Below are 20,204 nucleotides of genomic sequence, written 5' to 3'. Positions count from 1 at the left end.
TGGAGAACCGGAGGTGTGACGGATGGCGCGGAAGATGCGTGTCGGCAAGCGGCGGTTACCTCTCTGGATGATGGTCGTCGCGGCATCGATTCTTTTCCTCACGGTGTACGAAGGCTACCGCATGATCATGCCCTTCGTTGCGCGAGATCCCCTCTACCACGAGGTCAACTTCGGCCAGCGCGTCATCGACGACTGGCGATACGAAGGTGAAAACGAGGAGGGTTACCTCCTCTTTTACAATCCCGCGAATGGCGATCGCGCCATGCTGCCGCCTCAGAGCAGATTGTTCGGCGCGGACGGCAAATGGGTCGTCATCGAGCACGCCGATGCCGCCTCCCTGACCTACGCCGAGCCTCTGGAGGCAGCCCCGTGGTACGTGTATCTCCTGCTGCTGGCGGCGCTTGGCGGCGGAGGGTGGTGGGCGTTCCGGCGCGCGCGGGCGGTGCGCGGCAAGCGCATGCGGACGCGATCGGCCCGCAAGTCCGTTGCGGGCGAACGCATGGGAATTCGGCACTCGAGGCGGAGATTCAAGCCGCGGCGACGTTCGCGGCCGTCGTGACGCCCTTCCTCCGCTTTGTGATTTACGCAACTCATGGTAGTCTATATGGAAAGCGGATCTTACGGACAGGCAGGAGGGGCGTTCGTGGCGCTACGAGAAGGCCGCGTTCAACAAATTCACAAGCGCGAAGAACGCGGAATCGACCGCTCGAATGAGCCTTTCGTCATTGAAAAGCTCGTTCGCAGACCTGGTTTGGTGGTCGTGCAGCGCCCCGCATTCGAACAGGGATACACGAATCACCTGCGCGAGATCTATCCGCAGTGGGGAATCGCGGTCAGTACGTGCATGGACAAGGGTGTCCCCGTGAAGCACCCCCGCCTGCGCTTCGACCATTATGTCGATCTCGTCAAGGTGTGGGAAGATCAGGAATATATTTATGTGGAAGACATGTATGTGGATGTCTTGTTGTACGAGCGGTCGTACTACCACATCATTGATCTGGAGGAGTTTGGACAAGCCATCTTCGCGAGGCAGATGAGCCTGGCGGAAGCGAGGCGCGTGCTCGACAACACGCAGCGGTTCGTGGACAGTTTCAAGCGGAGCCGCCTGTCGTACCAGGTCTGGAAGCACAAATACGGCGTCCACAGGCGCTATCCATAGCATCGTCTTGGCGACTTCAGCGGGGCCCGCGTCCTCGAAGGCGCGGGCCCGGCCGTCTATTCCTGAATTCCCGACCGTCTATGCCTGAATTTCGTCCAACATCTGTTGCGCAAGGTCCTGTGCGGCATTCGGCGCTTGCTGCTTGTTTTGCATCTGACGCACGGCCTCCCAGGCCGCGATGCCCACGCTCGCGCCAATCAGCAGGGCCGTCATCGTTCCCACCCCATGGTTCTGCCGCCGCCAGTTCATTCTGTTGCGCGCCATTCCGCTCATCGCGTTCATCATGTTCCACATGGCCAGCCACCTCCCCGTGCGTATTGTTCTCTGCGCCGGAGGGCGGTATGAGGTAAACGCGTTCCAAGCGAGGCGCGAACGGGAAGGAGCATGAAGCAACCGTGGACGAAAGCTTGGCAGCGTTCGCACATACACTAGAAGCGTGGTACGACCGGGCGAGGCGGGACCTGCCCTGGCGACGCACGGATGATCCCTACGCCATTTTGGTGAGTGAAACCATGCTTCAACAGACGCGCGTCGAGACGGTCATCCCGTATTATCAGCGGTTCATGGAGCGGTTTCCAACGCCGGTTCATCTTGCGGATGCCGACATCGACGACGTGCTCAAGACGTGGGAGGGCCTCGGGTATTACCGCCGCGCGCGCAACCTCAAGGCGGCCATGGAGGTGGTGCGGGATCGCCACGGTGGGCGGATTCCGGCTCAACCTGACGATCTCAGGGCGCTTCCGGGTATTGGACCCTACACGCTCGGGGCCGTCCTGAGCATCGCGTTCAACCAGCCGTATCCGGCTGTGGACGGCAATGTGCTTCGGGTGATGTCGAGGTATTGCGGCATCGAGGAGCCGGTCGATCTCCCCTCGGTGAAGCGTCAAGTGGAGCGCGACGTCGCTGAGATGCTCAAGCGCGGCACACCGCGCGTTCTCACCCAGGCTCTCATGGAGCTTGGAGCGCTCGTCTGTACGCCCAAAAAGCCTCGATGCGCTCTGTGTCCCGTCGCTGCGGGCTGCGCGGCGCGGGCGCGTGGTTTGACGGATGTTTTGCCGAAGCGCCTGCCCAAGCGGGCTCGCCGCAGACAGACGGTGGTGGCGCTTTGGATCACGCGCGGAGCGTCGTTCTGGGCCGAGCGGCGGCCTGAGGGAGGACTGCTCGGCGGCATGTGGCAGTTGCCCGCCGTGGAGCTCGATGATCCGTCCGACTCCCTGGAGTGGCATGCCCGAGCCCGTTTCGCAGAGCTCCGCTTTGGGCATTCACGCCAACAGGGCGAAACCGTGCGAGAGCCGGGGACCGTCGCCTTCGAGCGCGTATGTGAGGCGTCGCATGCGTTCACGCACTTGGATTGGACGGTTGTCGTGTTTGCGCCGGTCGAGTATGATCAGGCTGGAGGCCAACCCTTGGAGATTCATCCGAGTCGTGAAGGGGCGTGGGTGAATTTCGAGGAGATTTCGAACTTCGTGTGGCCTAAAATATATCAGGACGTTTTACGCCAATTGATCGCTCGAAATGGCAAGCAGTTGACGCTGTCTTCTCGCTAAATGCGCATCCCACTGGAGGTGGTGATTCAATGCAGCAAACGTATACCATCACGCAAAATAAGATTCTGTCGCGCGTCTTTCTCGGATTGTGCGCTTCGCTCGTGACAGCCGGGGCCGGCGTCGTGGTGGGCACGCGGCTTCCGTATGGTTTGACGCCCATTCTTTGGCTGGTGGAACTCGGGATGATTGTCTACGCCATGTTCCGCCAGTACTCGCGCGCAATTGGATTTCCTTTCGTGTTCACGTTCACGTTCATCTCAGGGATGACCTTGTCGTACGCGCTTCTGTCGTACGCGTCCGTGTTTGGCATGGCCCTGGTCCTGAAGGCGCTGGCTGTGACGGCGGCCGCGTTCCTCGTGGCTTCGTTCGTCGCGTCCCGCACGTCGATGGATTTCTCGTTCCTCGGCGGCTTTCTGCTGATCGGCACCTTGGCGCTTCTCTTGATGGGCCTGGTGGCCATGTTCACGGGCTTTTCGTCCGCGGCAAGCCTGATCTACGCATACCTGGGCGTCGCCATCTTTATCGGGTATGTGTTGTTTGACGTGAATCGCCTCGCGCAGTATGGCGTGGCGGAGCAGCACGTGCCGTGGATGGTTCTGTCGCTGTATCTTGACTTCATCAATCTGTTCCTGTTCATTCTGCGGCTCATGGGCATCATGAGCGGGAATGATCGCCGATAAACGCGTGGCAGGAGACATGGGGCGCGTGAGCGCCCCCCTTTTTTTGTCCCCTGGGCATGTCGAGAAAAGGCGAAAGTGGCATTCTGACGGCTGTGCGTCCTATAATACGGGACGAGAGTCTGTATGCGCGGAAGGCGGCCAGGCCGCAACCGATGTCACAGGAGGACAGCTGATGGAATATCGTCCACAGGAGATTGAACGAAAGTGGAAAGCTCGCTGGCGCGAGCAGAACGCGCACCGGGCAGATGGGAAGACCGGAAAACCCAAGTATTATTGCCTCGACATGTTCCCGTATCCGTCCGGAAGCGGCCTGCACGTGGGGCACTGGCGCGGATACACCATTTCGGACGTCTGGAGCCGCTACAAGAAGCTGCACGGCTATGAGATTCTTCACCCCATGGGGTGGGACGCATTCGGCCTTCCAGCCGAGAACTACGCCATCCAAAACGGCATCCACCCGCGGATTGCGACCGAACAGAACATTGCGAACTTCAAGCGGCAGCTTGAGGAAATCGGGGCGATGTACGACTGGGACCGCGAGGTGAACACCACCGACCCTTCGTTTTACAAATGGACGCAATACTTTTTTGTCAAAATGTTTGAGCGCGGCCTGGCGTATCGGAAGAAGATGCCCATTAACTGGTGCCCAAGCTGCAAAACCGGCTTGGCCAACGAAGAGGTGGTGGAAGGCCGCTGCGAGCGCTGCGGAGCTCCCGTGACGCGCCGCGAGATGGAGCAGTGGATGCTCAAGATCACCGACTACGCGGACAGGCTCCTGAACGATCTCGACAAGCTCGACTGGCCGGAGCACGTCAAGCGCATGCAGCGCGCGTGGATCGGCCGCAGCGAGGGAGCGCGCATTCGTTTCCGCCTGGCCGATCACGACGGCGAGATCGAGGTCTTCTCGACGCGACCGGATACGATTTACGGGGCCACCTACATGGTGCTCGCGCCTGAGCACCCGCTCGTGCCTCAGATCACGGCGCCGGATCGGAAGGCGGAAGTGGAGGCGTACATCGAACAGGCGCTCCGCAAGTCGAACGTGGAGCGCCAGGTGGTGGACAAGACCAAGACGGGCGTCTTCACCGGCGCCTACGTGCAGCATCCGCTGCTCGACAAGCGCCTTCCTGTGTGGATTGCCGACTATGTGCTCATGGACTACGGCACGGGCGCCATCATGGCGGTGCCGGCGCACGATGATCGCGACTTCGAGTTCGCTCAGCAGTTCGGCCTCGAGGTGGTCGAAGTCGTGCGCCCGCGGGACGGCGCGACCGAGCTCCCGTTCACGGGCGACGGCGTGTTGGTGAACTCCGGACCTCTCGATGGCCTTTCGGTGTCGGAAGCGAAGAAGCGAGCGATTGAACTCATGGCGGAGAAGGGCCAGGCGGAGCCGGCGGTCTCCTATCGCCTGCGAGATTGGGTGTTTGCCCGGCAGCGCTACTGGGGCGAGCCCATTCCCATTGTCTACTGCCAGAGCTGCGGCACGGTGCCGGTTCCAGAGGATGAGCTGCCCGTCCTTTTGCCGGATGTCGAGCGATACGAGCCGACAGGCACGGGCGAGTCGCCGCTCGCGGCCATCGAGTCCTTCGTCAACACCACCTGTCCCAAGTGCGGCGGTCCCGCCAAGCGCGAGACCGACACGATGCCGCAGTGGGCCGGATCGTGCTGGTATTTCCTGCGCTATGCGGATCCGCACAACGACAAGGAGCCGTTTTCACGCGAAGCCGTCAATTACTGGCTGCCTGTCGACATGTACATCGGCGGCGTGGAGCATGCGGTGCTTCACCTGCTGTATTCCCGTTTCTATGTGAAGTTCATCTACGATCTCGGCCTGATTGACTTCGATGAGCCGTTCCAACGCCTGTTTACGCAGGGCATGATCACGTTGAACGGCGCGAAGATGTCGAAGTCGAAGGGCAACGTGGTGAATCCGGATGACATCATCGCGCGCCACGGCGTGGATGCGCTGCGCATGTATGAGATGTTCGTCGGTCCGCCGGAGGAAGACGCCGAGTGGAGCACCAACGGGCTTGAGGGCGTCGCGCGCTTCTTGGCCCGCGTGTACCGCCTGTACGCGCAGCACGTGGACAAACTCGTCCCCGAACGCGCGTCGCTCACGAAGCTCCGCCATCGTTTTGTCGCGACGCTCACCGAACGCATGGAAAGCTTCCGCCTCAACACGGCGGTGAGCGCGTTCATGGAGTACGTCAACCAACTTCAGCAGGAGGCCAAGGAGGGGCTGGACCGCGCCACACTCGAAACGCTCGCCATTGCCATTGCGCCATTCACTCCGCATCTCGGCGAGGAACTCTGGGAGATGCTCGGGCATCAGGAGTCGGTTTTCGAGCAGTCCTGGCCGACCTATGATGAGGCGTGGCTTCGCGACGACGAGGTCGAGATCGCCGTGCAGGTGAATGGCCGGGTTCGCGCGCGCGTGACCCTTGCGGCAGACATCCGCGCAGAAGAGGCCATCGAGCGCGCGAAGGCGCTGCCGGAGATTCGCGAGTGGATCGAGGGCAAGCAGGTGGTGAAAGAGGTGTTCGTCCCCGGGCGGATTGTCAACCTGGTCGTCAAGTGACGCGTCGGGTGGATTCGCGCGACCCGGAGGGGGATGCGGCCATGGGCGAAGCTTCGAGCAAGCTGTACATGGAAATTGCTGAGGAGATTCGCCGGGAGATCGAAGAGGGCGCGTTTCGGCCCGGCGATCGCCTGCCGACGCTTCGCGAGCTCGCGGACCGATTCGGCGTGAGCCGCGCCACGGTCCGCGAGGCGCTGAGCGCGCTGCGCGGCCAGGGGCTCGTCGAGTTCCGGCATGGCATGGGGACGTATGTGCGCACCGCCTCGGTGGAGATGTGGATGCAGCCGCTCGACGCGGCGATCCTCTTGAGCTACGACAACGTGCGCGATCTCGTCGAGCTCCTGACGGCCGTGCTGGCGCAGATCGCGTATCGCGCCGCGGCTCAACGCATGGAGCGAGATTACTCCCAGCTTGCGCATGCCCTCTTTGAGCTCGAAGCCTCGCCTCGCCGGGGCGAACACCGCATTGCGAGCGAACTCAAGTTCTTCAGCGTCCTGGCCGAACTCGCCGGAAACCGCTTGCTCGAGAATGCGCTGCGCGTGTTGCAGGAGGCCCTCCGGTCCGGCCTTCGACTCCTGAATCCAAAATGGGATCTCGGCGTCAAGGTGTGCCGCAGTGTGTACAACGCAGTGCAGACCGGGAGGCCGACGGACGCCCGAGACGCCGTGTACGCCTATGGCGAAGCCATGCTGAGAGCGGTGGCGGAGAAAAAAGGAAGAGGCCATTCCGCCACGATGTGAGGTTCCTTTGCCGAGCCGTCTGTGATATACTGAACATGTAAGCGCTATCAGAATGGGTTTGTTGCGATCCAAGGATCAGCAAGGAAAACATAGATGAGTTTGGCCTGCTGGTGGATGTGTGGTGAGGGTGAATGAAGCGGAGAAGCAAGGAGACTCAGCGGGCAAATGAAAGGTTGGTTTACGTGGGACACAAGCTGCTCATGGTCGCCTGCTCGGATGAAGACCGATGGTTCGTGGACCGTGCGCTCCATGCAGGGTTTGACGTCCGCTTGCTCGTCTGCTTCGAGGATGTTCAGCATAAGATGCGCGCCTGGTATCCGGAGCGGTTGCTCGTCGTGCCCGCGCACAAAGTGAGCGTGACCGCGGCCGTGCGCGCCGAAGGGTTTGGTGGCGCGCTCGTCTGCGAGCTTGGCGATCCCATCCGAACCGCGCTCGTCGTCCAGGCGCTGCGCGATGCAAGTGTCCCGCGCGTGACGGTGCTTTCCCGCCACCCGGCGCGCGCCCAGCTGTACGTGCGGTCGGGCGCGCATGACGTCTTGTGCGCGGACGAGCGAGAACACCTGTGGACGGCCTTCCTGCACGGCATGAGCGTGCAGGAACCCGCTTCCTGACCCAGGGACTCGGCCATCCTGAGACAAACATCATCTGGGGATGCTCAGTCGCCGCCGCACGAGGCGGCGAATTTGTTTTTTGTTTGACTTGAGCCACCTCGTCCGCGCCTCCTGGTCGAGCGCGTGCCGCGAGTGTGGTATGATGAGAACGTGCAAAGGGACCCTCTTTTCTCACGAGATGGGAGGCATCGGATACCGCATGTCGGTGCAGATCCGGATCATGTTTTTCCTGATAGCCCTGTTCACGATGGGCGGCTTGGCCGCTGGCGCCGTGCTCATGGCGCAAGGCCATCACGGCTGGCTGTCTGCCTTGTGCTATGTGGTCGCGCTGTTGCTCGCAGGTGCGGGTTTCATGCTCCGCCGGCGATTCGTGAAACCCTTGGCTGTAAATGACCAATCTTGAAGGGGAGCTGCCGTTGCGACGTACAGCACGTGACGCTCAAATGCGCCGCTACCTTTGGCGTGTGACGGAAATCGCCATTCTGTTGGCGTTCATCGCCGTGTTCATTCTGGCGCTCGCGTCGCTCATGCAATACATCCTGCCGTTTGTGATCGGGTGGGTCTTCGCCATCCTGCTCATCCCTATTGTCCGATGGCTGGAGCGCCGCGGCTTGGCGCGGTTGTGGTCCGTCCTCTTGGTGCTCGGCGTGAGCGTGCTGCTCATTGTCGCCTTTTCGGCGGGCATCATCATCGGCGCGCTTCGCGAGGCTACCTCCTTCGTCTCGCACAGCCAGGTGTTCTTCCGCGTGCAACTCGCGCAGATCGAGGGCGAGATCGAAAACAGTGAATCGCTCTATGGACAACTCCCTCCCCAGGTTTCGAACGCGGTTCAGTCCGCGCTCACGCAGTTCGCGCATGGCCTTGAGGGGAGCGTCCACAAGGTCATCACGAGCCTCATCAGCATCGTCACGCATCTCCCGGATACTTTGTTCATCGCGGTCATCTCCGTCGTCACGGCGTTTTTCATCCTTCAGCGGCGCGAGCGAATGCTGGCCCGTTTCTACCGGATGATGCCGCCCGGGTGGGCGCCGAAGTTGAACGCCGTGTTTGAGGACATGGAGCGCGCGTTTCTCGGCACCATTCGCGTGCAGTTCATCCTGATGTGCCTGTCGATGTTCCTCGGCATGATTGGCATGTTCGTGCTCGGCTTCCCGTATGCGATTCTGCTCGGCATCCTGTTTGGCCTCGCGGGTCTCGTGCCCATCGTGGGTTCGGCCATCCTCACGGTGCCATGGGCCATCGCGGCGCTCATCACGGGGCACGTGGCTGTGGCCCTCAAGGTCTTGGCCTTGCAGGTGGTCATCTCCATCATTCGCCACGCCGTCGAGCCCAAGATTCTCGCCGACAGCGTGGGTTTGGACACGCTCGCGACGCTGTTTGGCTTGTACGTAGGGTTCAAGGTCATGGGGTTCATCGGCCTGTTCATGGGCCCCATTCTCCTGATTGGGGCGAAGGGACTGCTTCGGACGCGGCTGTTCAGTGACTTTCTCCCCACCGAGGCCGGCTCGGAACCCGCGCCCGAATCCGGAGGCGATGAGGCGTGAGGCTTGTCAGCCTGAGACCGGATGGCGCCAGGCACCGCACGTGGCTGCATGCGGAGCCGGGGCGATTCGGCGGGTGGTGGATCCCGCCGGGGACGCCCGTGTTGGACGAGGGGGGCACGTGGAGTTCGCCCTATCCCGTCGCCGCCTTGGCTTGGCCTCGCGCATGGTTTCAGGTGTTCGTGTTGCTCAAGACCGACTCGACCGATTACTACGTGAACATCTGCACGCCGCCCTGCCTGGGAGCGGATGTCGTGTGGATTGACCTCGATCTCGACGTGCGCGTGGAGGGCGGCCGCGTGTGGGTTGCGGATGAGGACGAGTTCCAGGCGAGGAGCCAGGTCTATCCGCCCGCCTGGCGAACGGCGGCGCAGCAGGCGGTTGAAACGGTGCAAGATGCCGCAAAATTCGGCGCGCACCCGTTTCGGCCATCGTTCGCCGACGCGCTGCGCGCCGAATGGGCTCTGCGATCACGTCCCGGCGGAATGGTTTTCGGCTAACAGCTTGCGCGCCCGCTCCATGATGGCAAACAGCGTGCGCGAGTCTTCCTCAAGTTGCTCCGGTGACAGCGGCAGCTCGGGCCCGCCCGAGCGAAGTTGGGATTCGAGGGCGTGCACCTTCGCTTCCAGTTCGGCCTTTTCCCGCTCGATCGCCGCGACGTACTCGCGCAATCTCTGATATTGTTCGTCGTACGTCTGCAAAAACCGAATGACCTCCTGCATGGACGCCGTGGAAGCGGCGGCGGACTTCTGCGTCTGCGCCTTGGTGTGCAGCGCTTTGCGCTCGGCTTTTGCCGCTTCAATCTCGTCTCGATATCGCCTGCGAATCACGCCGTTCCAGCGGTATCCGCATGCCGCGGCTGTCCTGCCGAGTTGCTCGGCCGCTTCCTCGAACGCCTTCAGCTGGGTGCTGCCAGTGCGAATGTGACGAAGCACCAACTGAGCGAGGCGCTCATCGTCTTCAGGCGTCCACGCATCCGAGCGCACAGGGGTGTTCTCGACGGATGCCAAGGTGATTCCTCCCTTGTCTCAGTACTATACTTATGGCCATGGCGTAGAAGTTTCATACGCATCCTACCTGTCGCTTTGCTACATGGTATGATTGAAATCTGATTTCGTGACTGAAGAGACAAGGCGTTGCAGTGCCTTTTCCTCCTGAGTCTCTCTCATAGAAGCGGATGATGAACATGAACCTGGAACAGCTGTTGGACGAGTGGCGGCGAGATCCGCAGTTTCGGGAACAGGTTTCGGAGTGGCGCGTCACGCCCGCGCGCATCGGGCGGTACGCCGACTTTCCCGCGCTCATCCATCCCGAACTGCGCGCATCCCTCGCTGCGCGCGGGATCGAGCGCTTGTACGCGCACCAGCGGGAGGCGTGGGACCTGATTCAGGCAGGCCGCGACGTCGTCATTGCGACGCCCACCGCGAGCGGGAAGACGCTTTGCTACAACCTGCCCGTGCTCCAGGCCATCCTTTGCGATCCAAGCGTGCGCGCGCTCTACGTGTTTCCCACCAAAGCGCTCGCGCAAGATCAGGTGGCGGAACTGCACGATCTCGTCCGAAACCTGAAGACGTCGGTGCACACGTTCACGTACGACGGCGACACCCCCGTGCACGCGCGCCAGAAGATTCGCGAGGCCGGCCACATCGTGGTGACCAATCCCGATATGTTGCACGCCGCCATCCTGCCGCACCACACGAAGTGGCTGCGGCTGTTCAAAAACTTGCGCTACGTCGTGATCGACGAGGCGCACATCTACCGCGGCGTGTTCGGCAGCCATGTGGCGAACGTGATCCGCCGGCTCCTCCGCATCGCATCGTTCTATGGCGCGCGGCCACAGTTCATCTTCTGCTCGGCGACCATCGCGAATCCCGGCGAACTCACCTCGCGCCTGTTGGGACGGGAGACGGCGGTCGTCTCGGAGTCTGGCGCGCCGGAAGGCGAAAAGCACGTGATTTTGTACAACCCTCCCGTCGTCGATCCGTCGCTCGGCTTGCGCCAGTCGGCGCTCCGGGCGGCGAGGCGGCTCGGGGCCCGGCTGCTGCAACATGAAATCCCGACCATCCTCTTTGCGCGCACGCGCAACCAGGTGGAGCTTCTCGCATCCTATCTGCGTCGCGATGCGCGCGATCTCGTCCGGCCGCGCATCGTCAGCTACCGGGGCGGCTATCTGCCGAACGAGCGGCGCGCTATCGAACGGGGGCTGCGGGAAGGGAAGATTTTGGGCGTCGTCAGCACGAACGCGCTCGAACTCGGCGTCGACATTGGCTCGCTGCAGGCGGCCATCACGGTCGGATACCCAGGCTCCGTGGCCTCCACTCGGCAGCAGATGGGCCGGGCCGGGCGACGCAAGGGCGTCTCCGCCGCCATATTCGTGGCCACGAGCTCCGCGCTGGACCAGTGGATGGTGCGCCATCCTGAGGCACTGTTGGACGCGTCGCCCGAAACGGCGCGCATTTATCCGGACAACCTTCTCATCCTGATGGATCACCTCAAGTGCGCCGCCTATGAACTGCCGTTTTCGCCCGACGAGCGGTTTGGCGTCGAGACGACGGACGAGCTCCTCGGCTACTTGGTCGACATGCGCGTGCTGCACCGCGCTGCGGATGGCCGCTATTTCTACATGGCGGACGACATGCCGGCGCACGCCGTGTCCCTGCGCAGTGCCGCGCAGGAGAACGTCGTGATCGTCGATCAATCGGCGCATCCGCCGCTCGTCATCGGGGAAATGGACCGGTTCAGCGCGCTGACCATGTTGCACGAGGAGGCCATCTACCTGCATCAGTCGCAGATGTTCCAGGTGGAACGTCTGGATCTGGAAAACGGCAAGGCGTTTGTCCGCCCGGTGGATTGCGACTACTACACGGACGCGGAGCTCGCCGTGCACCTGCAGGTCCTCGAGGAGAACGAACACGCGAACGAAGGGCCGCTGTGCCACTACACGGGCGATCTCGCCGTGCACGCGACGCCGACTTTGTTCAAGAAGATCAAGCTCGAGACGCACGAGAACGTCGGATGGGGGAAGATCTACCTCCCAGAGGCCGAGCTGCACACGTCGGGCTACTGGGTGACCTTCGACCGATCTGGCTGGTCCGCGTCGGACGACGAGTGGGAGGCGGCGCTCAAGGGTTTGGGCCACGTGCTCAAGCAGGCCGTGGCGCTGCACGCGATGTGCGCCGCGTCCGACGTGCACGTCGCTGTCGAAGTGCGCGATCCGCAGTATGCTCGGCCGTCCGTGTACGTGTACGACGCGTACCCGGGCGGAGTGGGCATCGCGGAGCGCGTGTACCGAGATCGAGATCAGATCTTTGCGACGGCCTTCGACATGTTGCAGGGTTGCCCGTGTCCGTCTGGATGCCCGAGCTGCGTCGGGCCGTCGACGAGCGGCGAGCCCGTCAAGCAGTGGGTGGGGGCGCTCTTCAGCTTCGTCGGAGCGGGCGCGGTGCGGGGGGGCTGAGCATGGCGCGCAGCCTGCTGGAAAAGCTGAAGGAACTCGAGCGGACGGCGGGCGTGCGCAGGGTCAGCGAGGCCGTGGCCCCAGCCGGCGAGGCGCGCGAATCTTCGCCGTTGGCGCGGGCGAATTGCCCAGAGAGCCCTCGCGAGGCCGAACTCGCGGACGCGGGGTTTCAAGCGATTCCGACGCCGCATGGCCCGGTCTGGGTGCGCGAGACAGGCTTCGATCTCTGCACACACTACGGAGGGCGCCCGTTCGCTGATTTTCTCTCCTGCGATCTCGGCCGCCTGAGCCGGTTGGCCAAGGCCGACCTGGCGCCGGAGCGGATGGTGTTTTACGACATCGAGGCCACCGGGCTCGGGCACGGCGGAGGCACGGTGCCGTTTTTGCACGCCCTCGGCTATTTTGCCGACGATGAGTTTCGCGTGGCCCAGTACTTCGTCCCGGATTACGCGGCCGAGGGCGCGGCGGTCCGGCTTCTTGCCGAACGTTTCGCGCAAAAGGACGGCGTGATCGTCACGTACAACGGGAAGTCGTACGACTGGCCGCTGTTCGTGAATCGGTGTGTGCTGTACGGATTGCACCCTCCCGAACCGGCGCACCTGGACCTGCTCCACCCAGCCCGCAGACTGTGGAAGGGCGTGGTGGGGAGGATGAAGCTGGCCGACGTGGAAGGCGTGCTCGGCGTGAAGCGAGAGGGCGATGTCCCCGGCCGTGAGGCGCCGCTTCGTTACTTCGCCTACGTCGAGGGCGCGCCGCTCGCCTCGATGGAAGACGTGTTCGCCCACAATCTCCGCGATGTCTGCACGTTGGCCCGCCTCGCGCTTGAGATTGCGGAAGCGCTCGAGGAGCGGCGCTCGTGGTCGCACGCGGCTCCGCACGTGGGGCTCGCGACTTGGTTTGACGCGTGGAGGGAGTGGGAGTCCGCAGACGCGCAGTTTCGCAGGGCCGTCGAGCAGGAGGACGCGGACTGGCGGGCCCGCTGGCTGTTCAGCCTCTTTCTGAAGCGCCGCGGCCAATGGGAGGAAGCGAGTTCCATTTGGTTGGAACTGGCGAACGACTTTCCCCATCGCCCCGAGCCGCTCGTGGAGGTTGCGAAGTACTTCGAGCATCGCCGGCGCGATCTCGCCAAGGCCCTCGAGGCTGCACAGGCGGCGCAGGCCCGGATGGACGGAGCAGCCCGCGAATACGGAGAGATTGCGCGGCGGATCGAGCGCATTCGCCGCAAGCTCGAGCGGGAAGCGGCTTGCCAGGCCGACGCGCGTCGTCTACTGTAGAGGGAGCAAACGCATAAGGAAGGTGCGGGCGGTGTTTGCAGGGTGGACCACTGACGACTTTGACGCGATGACGGAACCAGGTCTCGCTCCGCGCATGGAACGTATCCGTGCACGGATCCAGCCGAAGTTCATTCAGCTGGCCGAGCATTTCGAGCCGTGGCTGGCGGAAAAGCTCGGCGTGCCGATGCATACGCACGTGGCGAAGCACGCGCGCCGCACGGTCCATCCGCCGGAAAGCACGTGGGTGGCCTTCAGCGCGGATCCGCGGGGTTACAAGAAGCATCCTCATTTCCAGATTGGGCTTTTTTCCACGCACGTGTTCGCGGTGTTCGGCTACATCGACGAGGGCATCGACAAAGCTGCCTTTGGCGCGCGGGTGGCCGCAGAGAGCGAGGAGATCTTCGCCATGCTGCCGAGCGATTTCGCCGTGATCGAAGACCATACCTCCCCTGATTTCAAGCTCGTGCGCGATCTCGGCGCGGACGGACTGCGACGCGTCGGGGAGCGATTGGCCGCGGTGAAGAAAGCGGAGATGCTCGTGGGGCGCACCATCGTCCGAGAGGAAGCGGTGCGCATGTCGGGCGAGGACTTCGTGCGGTGGGTGGAGCAGACCTTCATCCCTGGCTGCGGGCTGTACGCGATAGCCCGTCCCATCGCGCACAAGTAACGGGGTGTCGACGTGCGCATTCACCTCCTTCACATGAACGATCTCCACAGTCGGCTCGAGAACCACATGCGCATCGGGGCGCAGATCCGCGCGATGAGAGCTGCGTTCGATCGCGACGGCGAAATTTCGCTCACGTTCGATCTCGGCGACGTGCTGGATCGCGTGCGGCCGGAGACGGAAGCGACGTGCGGCCTGTTGAACGCGGATCTCATGCGCGCGCTCGGGGTTGACGGCTGGATCTTCGGCAACAACGAGGGCCTCACCATCCCGGTGGAGCGATGGGAGGAACTCGTCAGGCGGTCTGGCGCTGTCGCCTTTGGCACGAATCTGCGGCGCTCGGATGGAAGCCCTTTTTCGTTCTTTCGCGATACACACGTCTACGAAGTGGGCGGGATGCGCATTGGCGCGTTCGGTCTGACGCCCAACTACGATTTGCCGTACCGCATGCTTGGCGTCCGCGTGCTGGATCCGGTTGAGGCCGCTCGACGGGCTGTGGCCGAGCTTCTGACGCAGCGGGTCGACGCCATCGTATGCCTGTCTCACATGGGGCTTCGCTTTGACCTCGCGTTGGCGCGCGAGTTGCCGCAGATCACGTGCGTCCTCGGTGGGCACACGCACGAAACCATGCACGCGGCGGAGTACGTCGGCCACACGGCCGTCTTCCAGCCCGGGAAGCACGGGTTTTCCTTCGGGCACACGGTCCTCGAGCGCCTCGATGGCCGGGTTGTGGCGCGCTCGGAACGGATCGCCGTGGAGCCCTGGGCGCCACTGGACGCGCGCATGATGCAGGTGTACGCCCGAGAGCAGGCGTTCGCCGAGCGGCAACTGCGGCGCCCCGTGGCGGCCACGCCGGAGCGGCTGCAGCTCGCCTATGAGGACGAGTGCACGTTTGCCAACCTCCTCACGGACATCCTGTACGACGCCTTCGAGGGCGATCTCGCCCTGATGATGGCAGGCGCGCTCAACGCGAGCCTGTTGCCGGGCACCATCACCATGGAACACCTGCTCGGCGCGTGCCCGACGCCGACCAGGCCCATCGTGGTGACTCTGCGGGGCGCCGACATCCTCGAGGCCATCAATCTGGCCCTGAAGCCTGAGATCTACGACCGCCAGGGCATCGGGTTCGGATTTCGAGGTGGCAAGATCGGCGTCCTCGCCATCTCCGGGGCGGTCGCCGAGGTCGAGCAGCGGGCCGAGGGGCGGCGGGTGCGCCGTGTCTTGCTCGGCGGGAGGGCGCTCGAGCCGGATCGCGATTACCGCGTCATCACGTGTGAGTACCTGTGGCTGTCCCCCTTGTTTCCGCCGTTCCGGCGCGCGAGAGATGTGACCTATCAGCGTCCGTTGGTGCGGGAGCTCCTCATTCAGCATATCGGCGATCCCGGCCGCGTGGAGCGCGCGCGGCTCCCGCGCTACGACGTGGTGAATCCGGTGGAAGAGAGGGGGAAGCGCGGATGGCCGAACTAGACCGCGAGACGTCGGTGCGCGTTGTGGAACGCCTTCTCGAGGCGTATCCGGACGCGCGCTGCCAGCTGCACTTCACAACGCCGTTCGAACTGCTCGTCGCCACCATGCTGTCGGCGCAATGCACCGATGAGCGCGTCAACATGGTGACCCCGAGGCTGTTTGCGAAGTATCGCGGCCCCGAGGCATTTGCGAAGGCGAGCCCGGACGAGGTCGCGGAAGACATTCGCGAAGTGGGGTTATTTCGATCGAAGTCCAAGCATATCGTGGAGACGGCGCGCATCCTCGTCGACGCCTACGGCGGCGAGGTGCCGAAAAGTCGTGAACGCCTGATGGAGCTGCCCGGCGTCGGACGGAAGACGGCGAACGTCGTGGTTTCGAACGCCTACGGCGTGCCCGCGTTTGCCGTGGACACGCACGTGCAGCGCGTGACGAACCGCATCGGCCTCGCGCATTCGAGCGATCCGCTCAAGACGGAGCAGCAGGTGTGCGCGAAGTTGCCGCCTGAATTATGGACCAAGGCGCACCACGCGCTCATCTTGCACGGCAGGCGGGTGTGCACCGCTCGCAAGCCGAAGTGCCACATCTGTCCCGTGGCGGATTTGTGCCAGTACGCGCAAAGCCAGGCGCGTGTCAGGGCAGAGCAAGGGTGACGGAGGGAGGCAGTCCGATGTGGAGGCGGCTTTTCATTGTGCTCGCCGCGTTGGATCTGCTCGCCGTGATTGCGGGACTCATCCTGTGGAACAGCCTTCCCCAGTCCGGCCGCAGCGCCGCGCCGGTCGCCCCTGTGCCCGCGAATGCGCCCACCGTCCAAGTCGATATCGGAGCGGACGCCATCAACGCGTACCTCGCATACGCCATCGCGCACGATCCGGAGGTCGGGCGAGTGCTCGAGTCCGCGAATGTCCAATTCGGCGACACGTGGGTGTGCGATTTCGCCGTCAAGGTCCTCGATCACGCCCTGCCCATGGAGTTCGTGGTAACCCCCATCGCGCAAAACGGGAATCTCATTCTGCATGTAGACAGCGCGCAACTGTCGTTCATCCCCATCCCGCGTTCCGTCGTCTTCTCTGTCCTCGAGCGCGCCTCCTTGCCCAACTGGATCCAGGTGGATGGGGCTACCCAGAATATCGCGTTGAATTTCACCGAGCGGCCGGCCAAGCCGTTCGCCGTTCGCGTCGTGCAATATTCTTCCACTGCGAAGAAGCTCTCGCTGAATCTCGCCATCCCTCCCCAGACTCTTTCCCAAAACGTGCCGTGATCGCCCGCTCGGATAACTTCTGCCGCCTGGAGCAAGCTAAATGCGCGAGGAACCTGTTCGCATAGGGGGTTGCTCCAGTGAACGTGGGCGTTGGAGGCGCGCTGAAAAGGCTGTTGACCGTCGACGATACCATCTTGAACGACGACTTTTCCCTGACGAGCGACGACGACGACCAGGAAGCTGCCAAGTACGGTGACGAGCCGAACGTGGAGTCGGTCAACTTCACGACGGCGGAAAACAAGATGGACACCGCCAAAAAGCCTGTCTCGATGCGCGCGTTTCTGCGCCGGGCGGAGCGAGAGTACGAGGAAGCCGTCGAAAAGGCGCACGCCGGTCAGCAGGACCACATCGAGCTCGATCTCGACGACATGAAGCGCCGCCTTTCCCGCTTCTTTCACCTGCCCCAAAACAAAGACATTGTGATCCGCGAGTTTGTGGTTGGCGTCGAGGGCCGCGCGCCTTGGCGCGGGATGGTGGTCTACGTGGATGGACTAGTGGACAAGAACGTCATCAACTGGGCCATCCTCGAACCCCTGATGGTCTGGTCGCACCTCGCGGACGACCCCAAGCGCGTGCTCACGTACGTGGTCGATCACCTCGTCCCCGGACATCAGACTCAGCTCATCGAGAAGTGGTCGGAGGCGGTGTTCAACATCCTGGCGGGATCGACCGTCGTCTTCTTAGACCGGTGCGACGCGGCGCTCGTGGTGGAGTCGAAGGGCTGGGAGCACCGAAGCGTCAGCACACCCAAGATGGAAAACGTGGTCCGTGGATCCCAGGACGCGTTTACGGAGAACTTCCGCACGAACACCGGTCTGGTGCGCATGCGGCTCCGTTCGGAGCACTTGGTGACCGAGATTCACGCCGTTGGCAATCTTGCGAAGACGGACGTCGCCATCATGTACATCCATGGGTTGACGAATCCAAAGCTCGTCAAGGAGGTCCGCCGTCGGATCTCCGACATCGACGTCGACTACGTGCTCGACGCGGGGATGTTGGAGCAGTTCATCGAAGATCGGCCCAGCATGATAATTCCTCAGGTGCTCGTGACGGAGCGGCCGGATCGCGTCGCTGCGATGTTGGCCGAAGGATACGTCGCCATCTTTGTGGGGCACAGCCCGGTGGCGATCATCGTGCCGGTGGTGCTGTGGTCGCTCATGCACACCTCCGAAGACACCAATCTGCGGATCATCCCAGGGACGTTCATTCGCGCCATTCGTTGGGTCGCCCTGCTCACCGCCCTGCTGCTGCCGGGGCTGTACATCGCGGTGACGAATTATCACTCAGAAATGTTGCCGACGGATCTCATGTTGGCCATCGCGGGAAGCCGGGAACAGGTGCCGTTTCCGGTGGTGGTCGAAGTGCTGCTGATGGAGTTCGCCATCGAGCTGATCCGCGAAGCGGGCATCAGGATACCATCGGTGATTGGTCCTACAATTGGTATAGTTGGGGCTTTGATCATAGGTCAGTCGGCCGTGCAGGCGGGCATTGTCAGTCCGTTGCTCGTCATCGTGGTGGCGACGACGGCGCTTGCCTCGTTCACGGTGCCGAGCTACGAACTGAGTATGGCGATTCGCATTCTTCGCTTCGCGTTTCTCATCGCGGGGGCCGTGCTTGGGTTTTACGGGATCGCCATCTTGTTTGTGGTGTACATCGTGCGGCTGTCGATGCTGAAGTCGTTTGGCGTGCCGTTCTTGTCGCCGGTGGCGCCCATCAGCGGCGCGGCCAGAGACGTCTTGGTGCGCGGCCCCATCTGGGGTATGAACAATCGGCCGGCGTTTTTGAACACGCTCCGGAGTTGGCGGCAAAACCCGATGACGCGCCCGTGGTCGGCTACGACGCGGAGAGAAGCTGGGGAGGGGGATGGCAACGCATGAGCCAGTCGGGCAAGAGGAACGCGAAGGTCCCCGCCGCAGAGATGACCGCGATGCTCATCATCTTCGTCGCGACGAACGCATTTCTCACCTATCCCCGCTACATCAGTTTCAGCGCGTACGAGGCGGCGTGGATGGAGCCGATTTTCTCCGGGGCGTTGACCTTGGTGCTGTTTTATCTGGTCGAGTGGATCATGAGGAAGTACTTCCAAAATCTTGACATCGTCGAGATTGCCAAAGAGGTGTTTGGGCGGTTTGGAGCCATCTTCATTGCGCTTGTGTTTGCGCTATACTTCCTGTGCTCGACGGCCGCGGTCATGCGGGAGTTCACGGAGAATGTGGTGAGCACCGTGTTGCCGTCCACGCCGCTGCTCCTCGTCGGCGCGGTGTTCATGTTTGCCGTGGGGTACATCGCGTACGCGGGTATCGAGGGCATCTGCCGCACGGCGTTCATCTTCCTGCCCATTCTGCTCGTGGGATTGGTCGGCGTATGCCTGATGACGGTCAACTGGTGGCGCCCGTATCTGTTGCTTCCCCTCTGGGGCACGGGGCCCGTGCGCGTCTTCATGGGCGCCATGCAGTACAGTTCCATCTTTGCCAATGTGCTGCTTTTGACCATCATCTTCCCGCATGTCAACAACCCGAAGAAGATGCGCCGGATTGGCGCCGTGAGCATCATCGTATCGACGCTCTTGCTTGTGTTTCTGGTGCTGTCGTACCACATGGTGTTTCCGGCTGCCGAGACGGGCAAGACGTCCTTCGCGCTGTACCGCTTGGCCCGCATGATCCACATGGGACCCTTCTTCCAACGGCTTGAGAGCATCTTCATCTTCCTGTGGGTGACGGCGGCCACGGTCCGCATGGCCGTCACCATGTGGGGCTCGGCGTACCTCTTGGCGAAGGCGTTCAGCTGGCCCACGTATCGCCCCGCCGTTCCCGCGATTGTGCTTTTGTCCTTTTCACTCGGCATGTGGCCGCAGAACTGGATGGACGTGATCGAATTTGACGGAACCTATCTGCTGAAGTGGGGCTGGATTGTCGTGTTCGCGGTCCCGGTGGCAGTTCTTCTCAGCGGTTGGATCAAACGATCTCGGCAGCGACACAGGAGGGTGCGCCATGTTTAAGTATCTGTTCGCGATGGTCATTCCCGTCTGTATCTTCGTGTACACGCTGTCGTTCATGCGCTGGGCCGGGCACAAGAGTGGACCGGTGGCGTCGGTATCGGCCGGCGCCCTAGCCGTGATCTCGCTGTTGGTCTCGGGGGCGACGCTGTGGCGGGTGTTGACGTAAAGGCCCTGGCCTACGCGTAACTCCGTTTGCAGTTGACAGCATACGACTACCACTGCCAACGTGA

General features: G+C 62.6%; 21 protein-coding genes. 19 read left to right on the top strand and 2 right to left on the bottom strand.

The annotated features are described in order from the left end of the window. The first annotated feature begins 22 nt into the window (after positions 1–22). Together AS26_RS06165 and AS26_RS06160 are read left to right on the top strand one after the other, a co-directional pair. Positions 23–559 carry a hypothetical protein gene (locus AS26_RS06165; protein WP_062307286.1) on the top strand — a complete coding sequence of 179 codons (537 nt, stop codon included), beginning with the start codon at positions 23–25 and terminating at the stop codon, positions 557–559. An 84-nt stretch (positions 560–643) separates the two neighbouring features. Beyond that, entirely contained in the window at positions 644–1,159 is a 516-nt protein-coding gene (locus tag AS26_RS06160) for a DUF402 domain-containing protein (protein ID WP_062307284.1), read from the top strand. A gap of 78 nt (positions 1,160–1,237) precedes the next feature. Here AS26_RS06160 and AS26_RS06155 read toward each other — a convergent pair whose 3' ends face one another. Further along, positions 1,238–1,453: a hypothetical protein gene (locus tag AS26_RS06155; RefSeq protein WP_062307282.1), complete on the bottom strand. Its 216-nt coding sequence runs from the start codon at positions 1,451–1,453 to the stop codon at positions 1,238–1,240. A 101-nt stretch (positions 1,454–1,554) separates the two neighbouring features. Between AS26_RS06155 and mutY the strand changes: the two genes are divergently transcribed. The 8 genes from mutY (at position 1,555) to AS26_RS06115 (ending at position 9,356) form a co-directional block, all read left to right on the top strand. After that, entirely contained in the window at positions 1,555–2,706 is a 1,152-nt protein-coding gene (gene mutY / locus AS26_RS06150) for an A/G-specific adenine glycosylase (RefSeq protein ID WP_062307279.1), read from the top strand. Between the two features lie 29 nt (positions 2,707–2,735). Beyond that, entirely contained in the window at positions 2,736–3,386 is a 651-nt protein-coding gene (locus AS26_RS06145) for a Bax inhibitor-1/YccA family protein (RefSeq protein ID WP_062307277.1), read from the top strand. Positions 3,387–3,558: 172 nt separating this feature from the next. Continuing rightward, positions 3,559–5,964, top strand: coding sequence for a leucine--tRNA ligase (leuS, locus tag AS26_RS06140; RefSeq protein WP_062307274.1), 2,406 nt, complete (start codon positions 3,559–3,561; stop codon positions 5,962–5,964). Between the two features lie 41 nt (positions 5,965–6,005). Continuing rightward, positions 6,006–6,704 (top strand): FadR/GntR family transcriptional regulator, encoded by a 699-nt coding sequence (locus AS26_RS06135; RefSeq protein WP_245629644.1) that lies wholly within the window; start codon positions 6,006–6,008, stop codon positions 6,702–6,704. A gap of 182 nt (positions 6,705–6,886) precedes the next feature. Continuing rightward, positions 6,887–7,315: an MDR/zinc-dependent alcohol dehydrogenase-like family protein gene (locus tag AS26_RS06130; RefSeq protein WP_062307271.1), complete on the top strand. Its 429-nt coding sequence runs from the start codon at positions 6,887–6,889 to the stop codon at positions 7,313–7,315. Between the two features lie 142 nt (positions 7,316–7,457). Further along, positions 7,458–7,718 (top strand): hypothetical protein, encoded by a 261-nt coding sequence (locus tag AS26_RS06125; protein ID WP_245629643.1) that lies wholly within the window; start codon positions 7,458–7,460, stop codon positions 7,716–7,718. 13 nt (positions 7,719–7,731) lie between these two features. Then, positions 7,732–8,859: a sporulation integral membrane protein YtvI gene (ytvI, locus tag AS26_RS06120; protein ID WP_062307268.1), complete on the top strand. Its 1,128-nt coding sequence runs from the start codon at positions 7,732–7,734 to the stop codon at positions 8,857–8,859. Then, positions 8,856–9,356, top strand: coding sequence for a ribonuclease FAU-1 family protein (locus AS26_RS06115; RefSeq protein ID WP_062307266.1), 501 nt, complete (start codon positions 8,856–8,858; stop codon positions 9,354–9,356). The genes ytvI and AS26_RS06115 overlap by 4 nt, the downstream gene beginning before the upstream one ends. Here AS26_RS06115 and AS26_RS06110 read toward each other — a convergent pair. Beyond that, the gene (locus AS26_RS06110; RefSeq protein ID WP_062307263.1) at positions 9,327–9,866 is read right to left on the bottom strand and encodes an RsfA family transcriptional regulator; all 540 of its coding nucleotides are present in this window, start codon (positions 9,864–9,866) and stop codon (positions 9,327–9,329) included. The genes AS26_RS06115 and AS26_RS06110 overlap by 30 nt on opposite strands. 176 nt (positions 9,867–10,042) lie before the next feature. Between AS26_RS06110 and AS26_RS06105 the strand changes: the two genes are divergently transcribed. The 9 genes from AS26_RS06105 to AS26_RS14405 all read left to right on the top strand — a co-directional run bounded on the left by AS26_RS06105 (position 10,043) and on the right by AS26_RS14405 (position 20,140). Continuing rightward, positions 10,043–12,313, top strand: a complete 2,271-nt coding sequence (locus AS26_RS06105; protein ID WP_157068455.1) for a DEAD/DEAH box helicase — start codon at positions 10,043–10,045, stop codon at positions 12,311–12,313. Between the two features lie 2 nt (positions 12,314–12,315). Further along, positions 12,316–13,587: a ribonuclease H-like domain-containing protein gene (locus AS26_RS06100; protein WP_062307256.1), complete on the top strand. Its 1,272-nt coding sequence runs from the start codon at positions 12,316–12,318 to the stop codon at positions 13,585–13,587. 31 nt (positions 13,588–13,618) lie between these two features. Continuing rightward, positions 13,619–14,254 carry a YktB family protein gene (locus tag AS26_RS06095; RefSeq protein ID WP_062307251.1) on the top strand — a complete coding sequence of 212 codons (636 nt, stop codon included), beginning with the start codon at positions 13,619–13,621 and terminating at the stop codon, positions 14,252–14,254. Positions 14,255–14,266: 12 nt separating this feature from the next. Then, positions 14,267–15,718, top strand: coding sequence for a bifunctional metallophosphatase/5'-nucleotidase (locus AS26_RS06090; protein ID WP_062307248.1), 1,452 nt, complete (start codon positions 14,267–14,269; stop codon positions 15,716–15,718). Then, positions 15,706–16,368 (top strand): endonuclease III, encoded by a 663-nt coding sequence (gene nth, locus AS26_RS06085; protein ID WP_062307244.1) that lies wholly within the window; start codon positions 15,706–15,708, stop codon positions 16,366–16,368. The genes AS26_RS06090 and nth overlap by 13 nt, the downstream gene beginning before the upstream one ends. Before the next feature lie 17 nt (positions 16,369–16,385). Further along, on the top strand, positions 16,386–16,976 hold the full coding sequence (locus AS26_RS06080; protein WP_062307242.1) for a DUF2140 family protein: 591 nt from the start codon (positions 16,386–16,388) through the stop codon (positions 16,974–16,976). Between the two features lie 77 nt (positions 16,977–17,053). After that, positions 17,054–18,853: a spore germination protein gene (locus AS26_RS06075; protein ID WP_062307239.1), complete on the top strand. Its 1,800-nt coding sequence runs from the start codon at positions 17,054–17,056 to the stop codon at positions 18,851–18,853. After that, on the top strand, positions 18,850–19,974 hold the full coding sequence (locus AS26_RS06070; protein WP_062307237.1) for a GerAB/ArcD/ProY family transporter: 1,125 nt from the start codon (positions 18,850–18,852) through the stop codon (positions 19,972–19,974). The genes AS26_RS06075 and AS26_RS06070 overlap by 4 nt, the downstream gene beginning before the upstream one ends. Next, positions 19,967–20,140, top strand: coding sequence for a hypothetical protein (locus AS26_RS14405; protein WP_169793475.1), 174 nt, complete (start codon positions 19,967–19,969; stop codon positions 20,138–20,140). Before AS26_RS06070 ends, AS26_RS14405 begins: the two co-directional genes overlap by 8 nt. The last annotated feature ends 64 nt before the right edge of the window (positions 20,141–20,204 follow it).

It is taken from the genome of Alicyclobacillus sendaiensis NBRC 100866 (assembly GCF_001552675.1).
GTDB lineage: Bacteria > Bacillota > Bacilli > Alicyclobacillales > Alicyclobacillaceae > Alicyclobacillus > Alicyclobacillus sendaiensis.
Note: the sequence above shows the minus strand (reverse complement) of the source record. Positions and strands in the feature narration are given on the sequence as shown.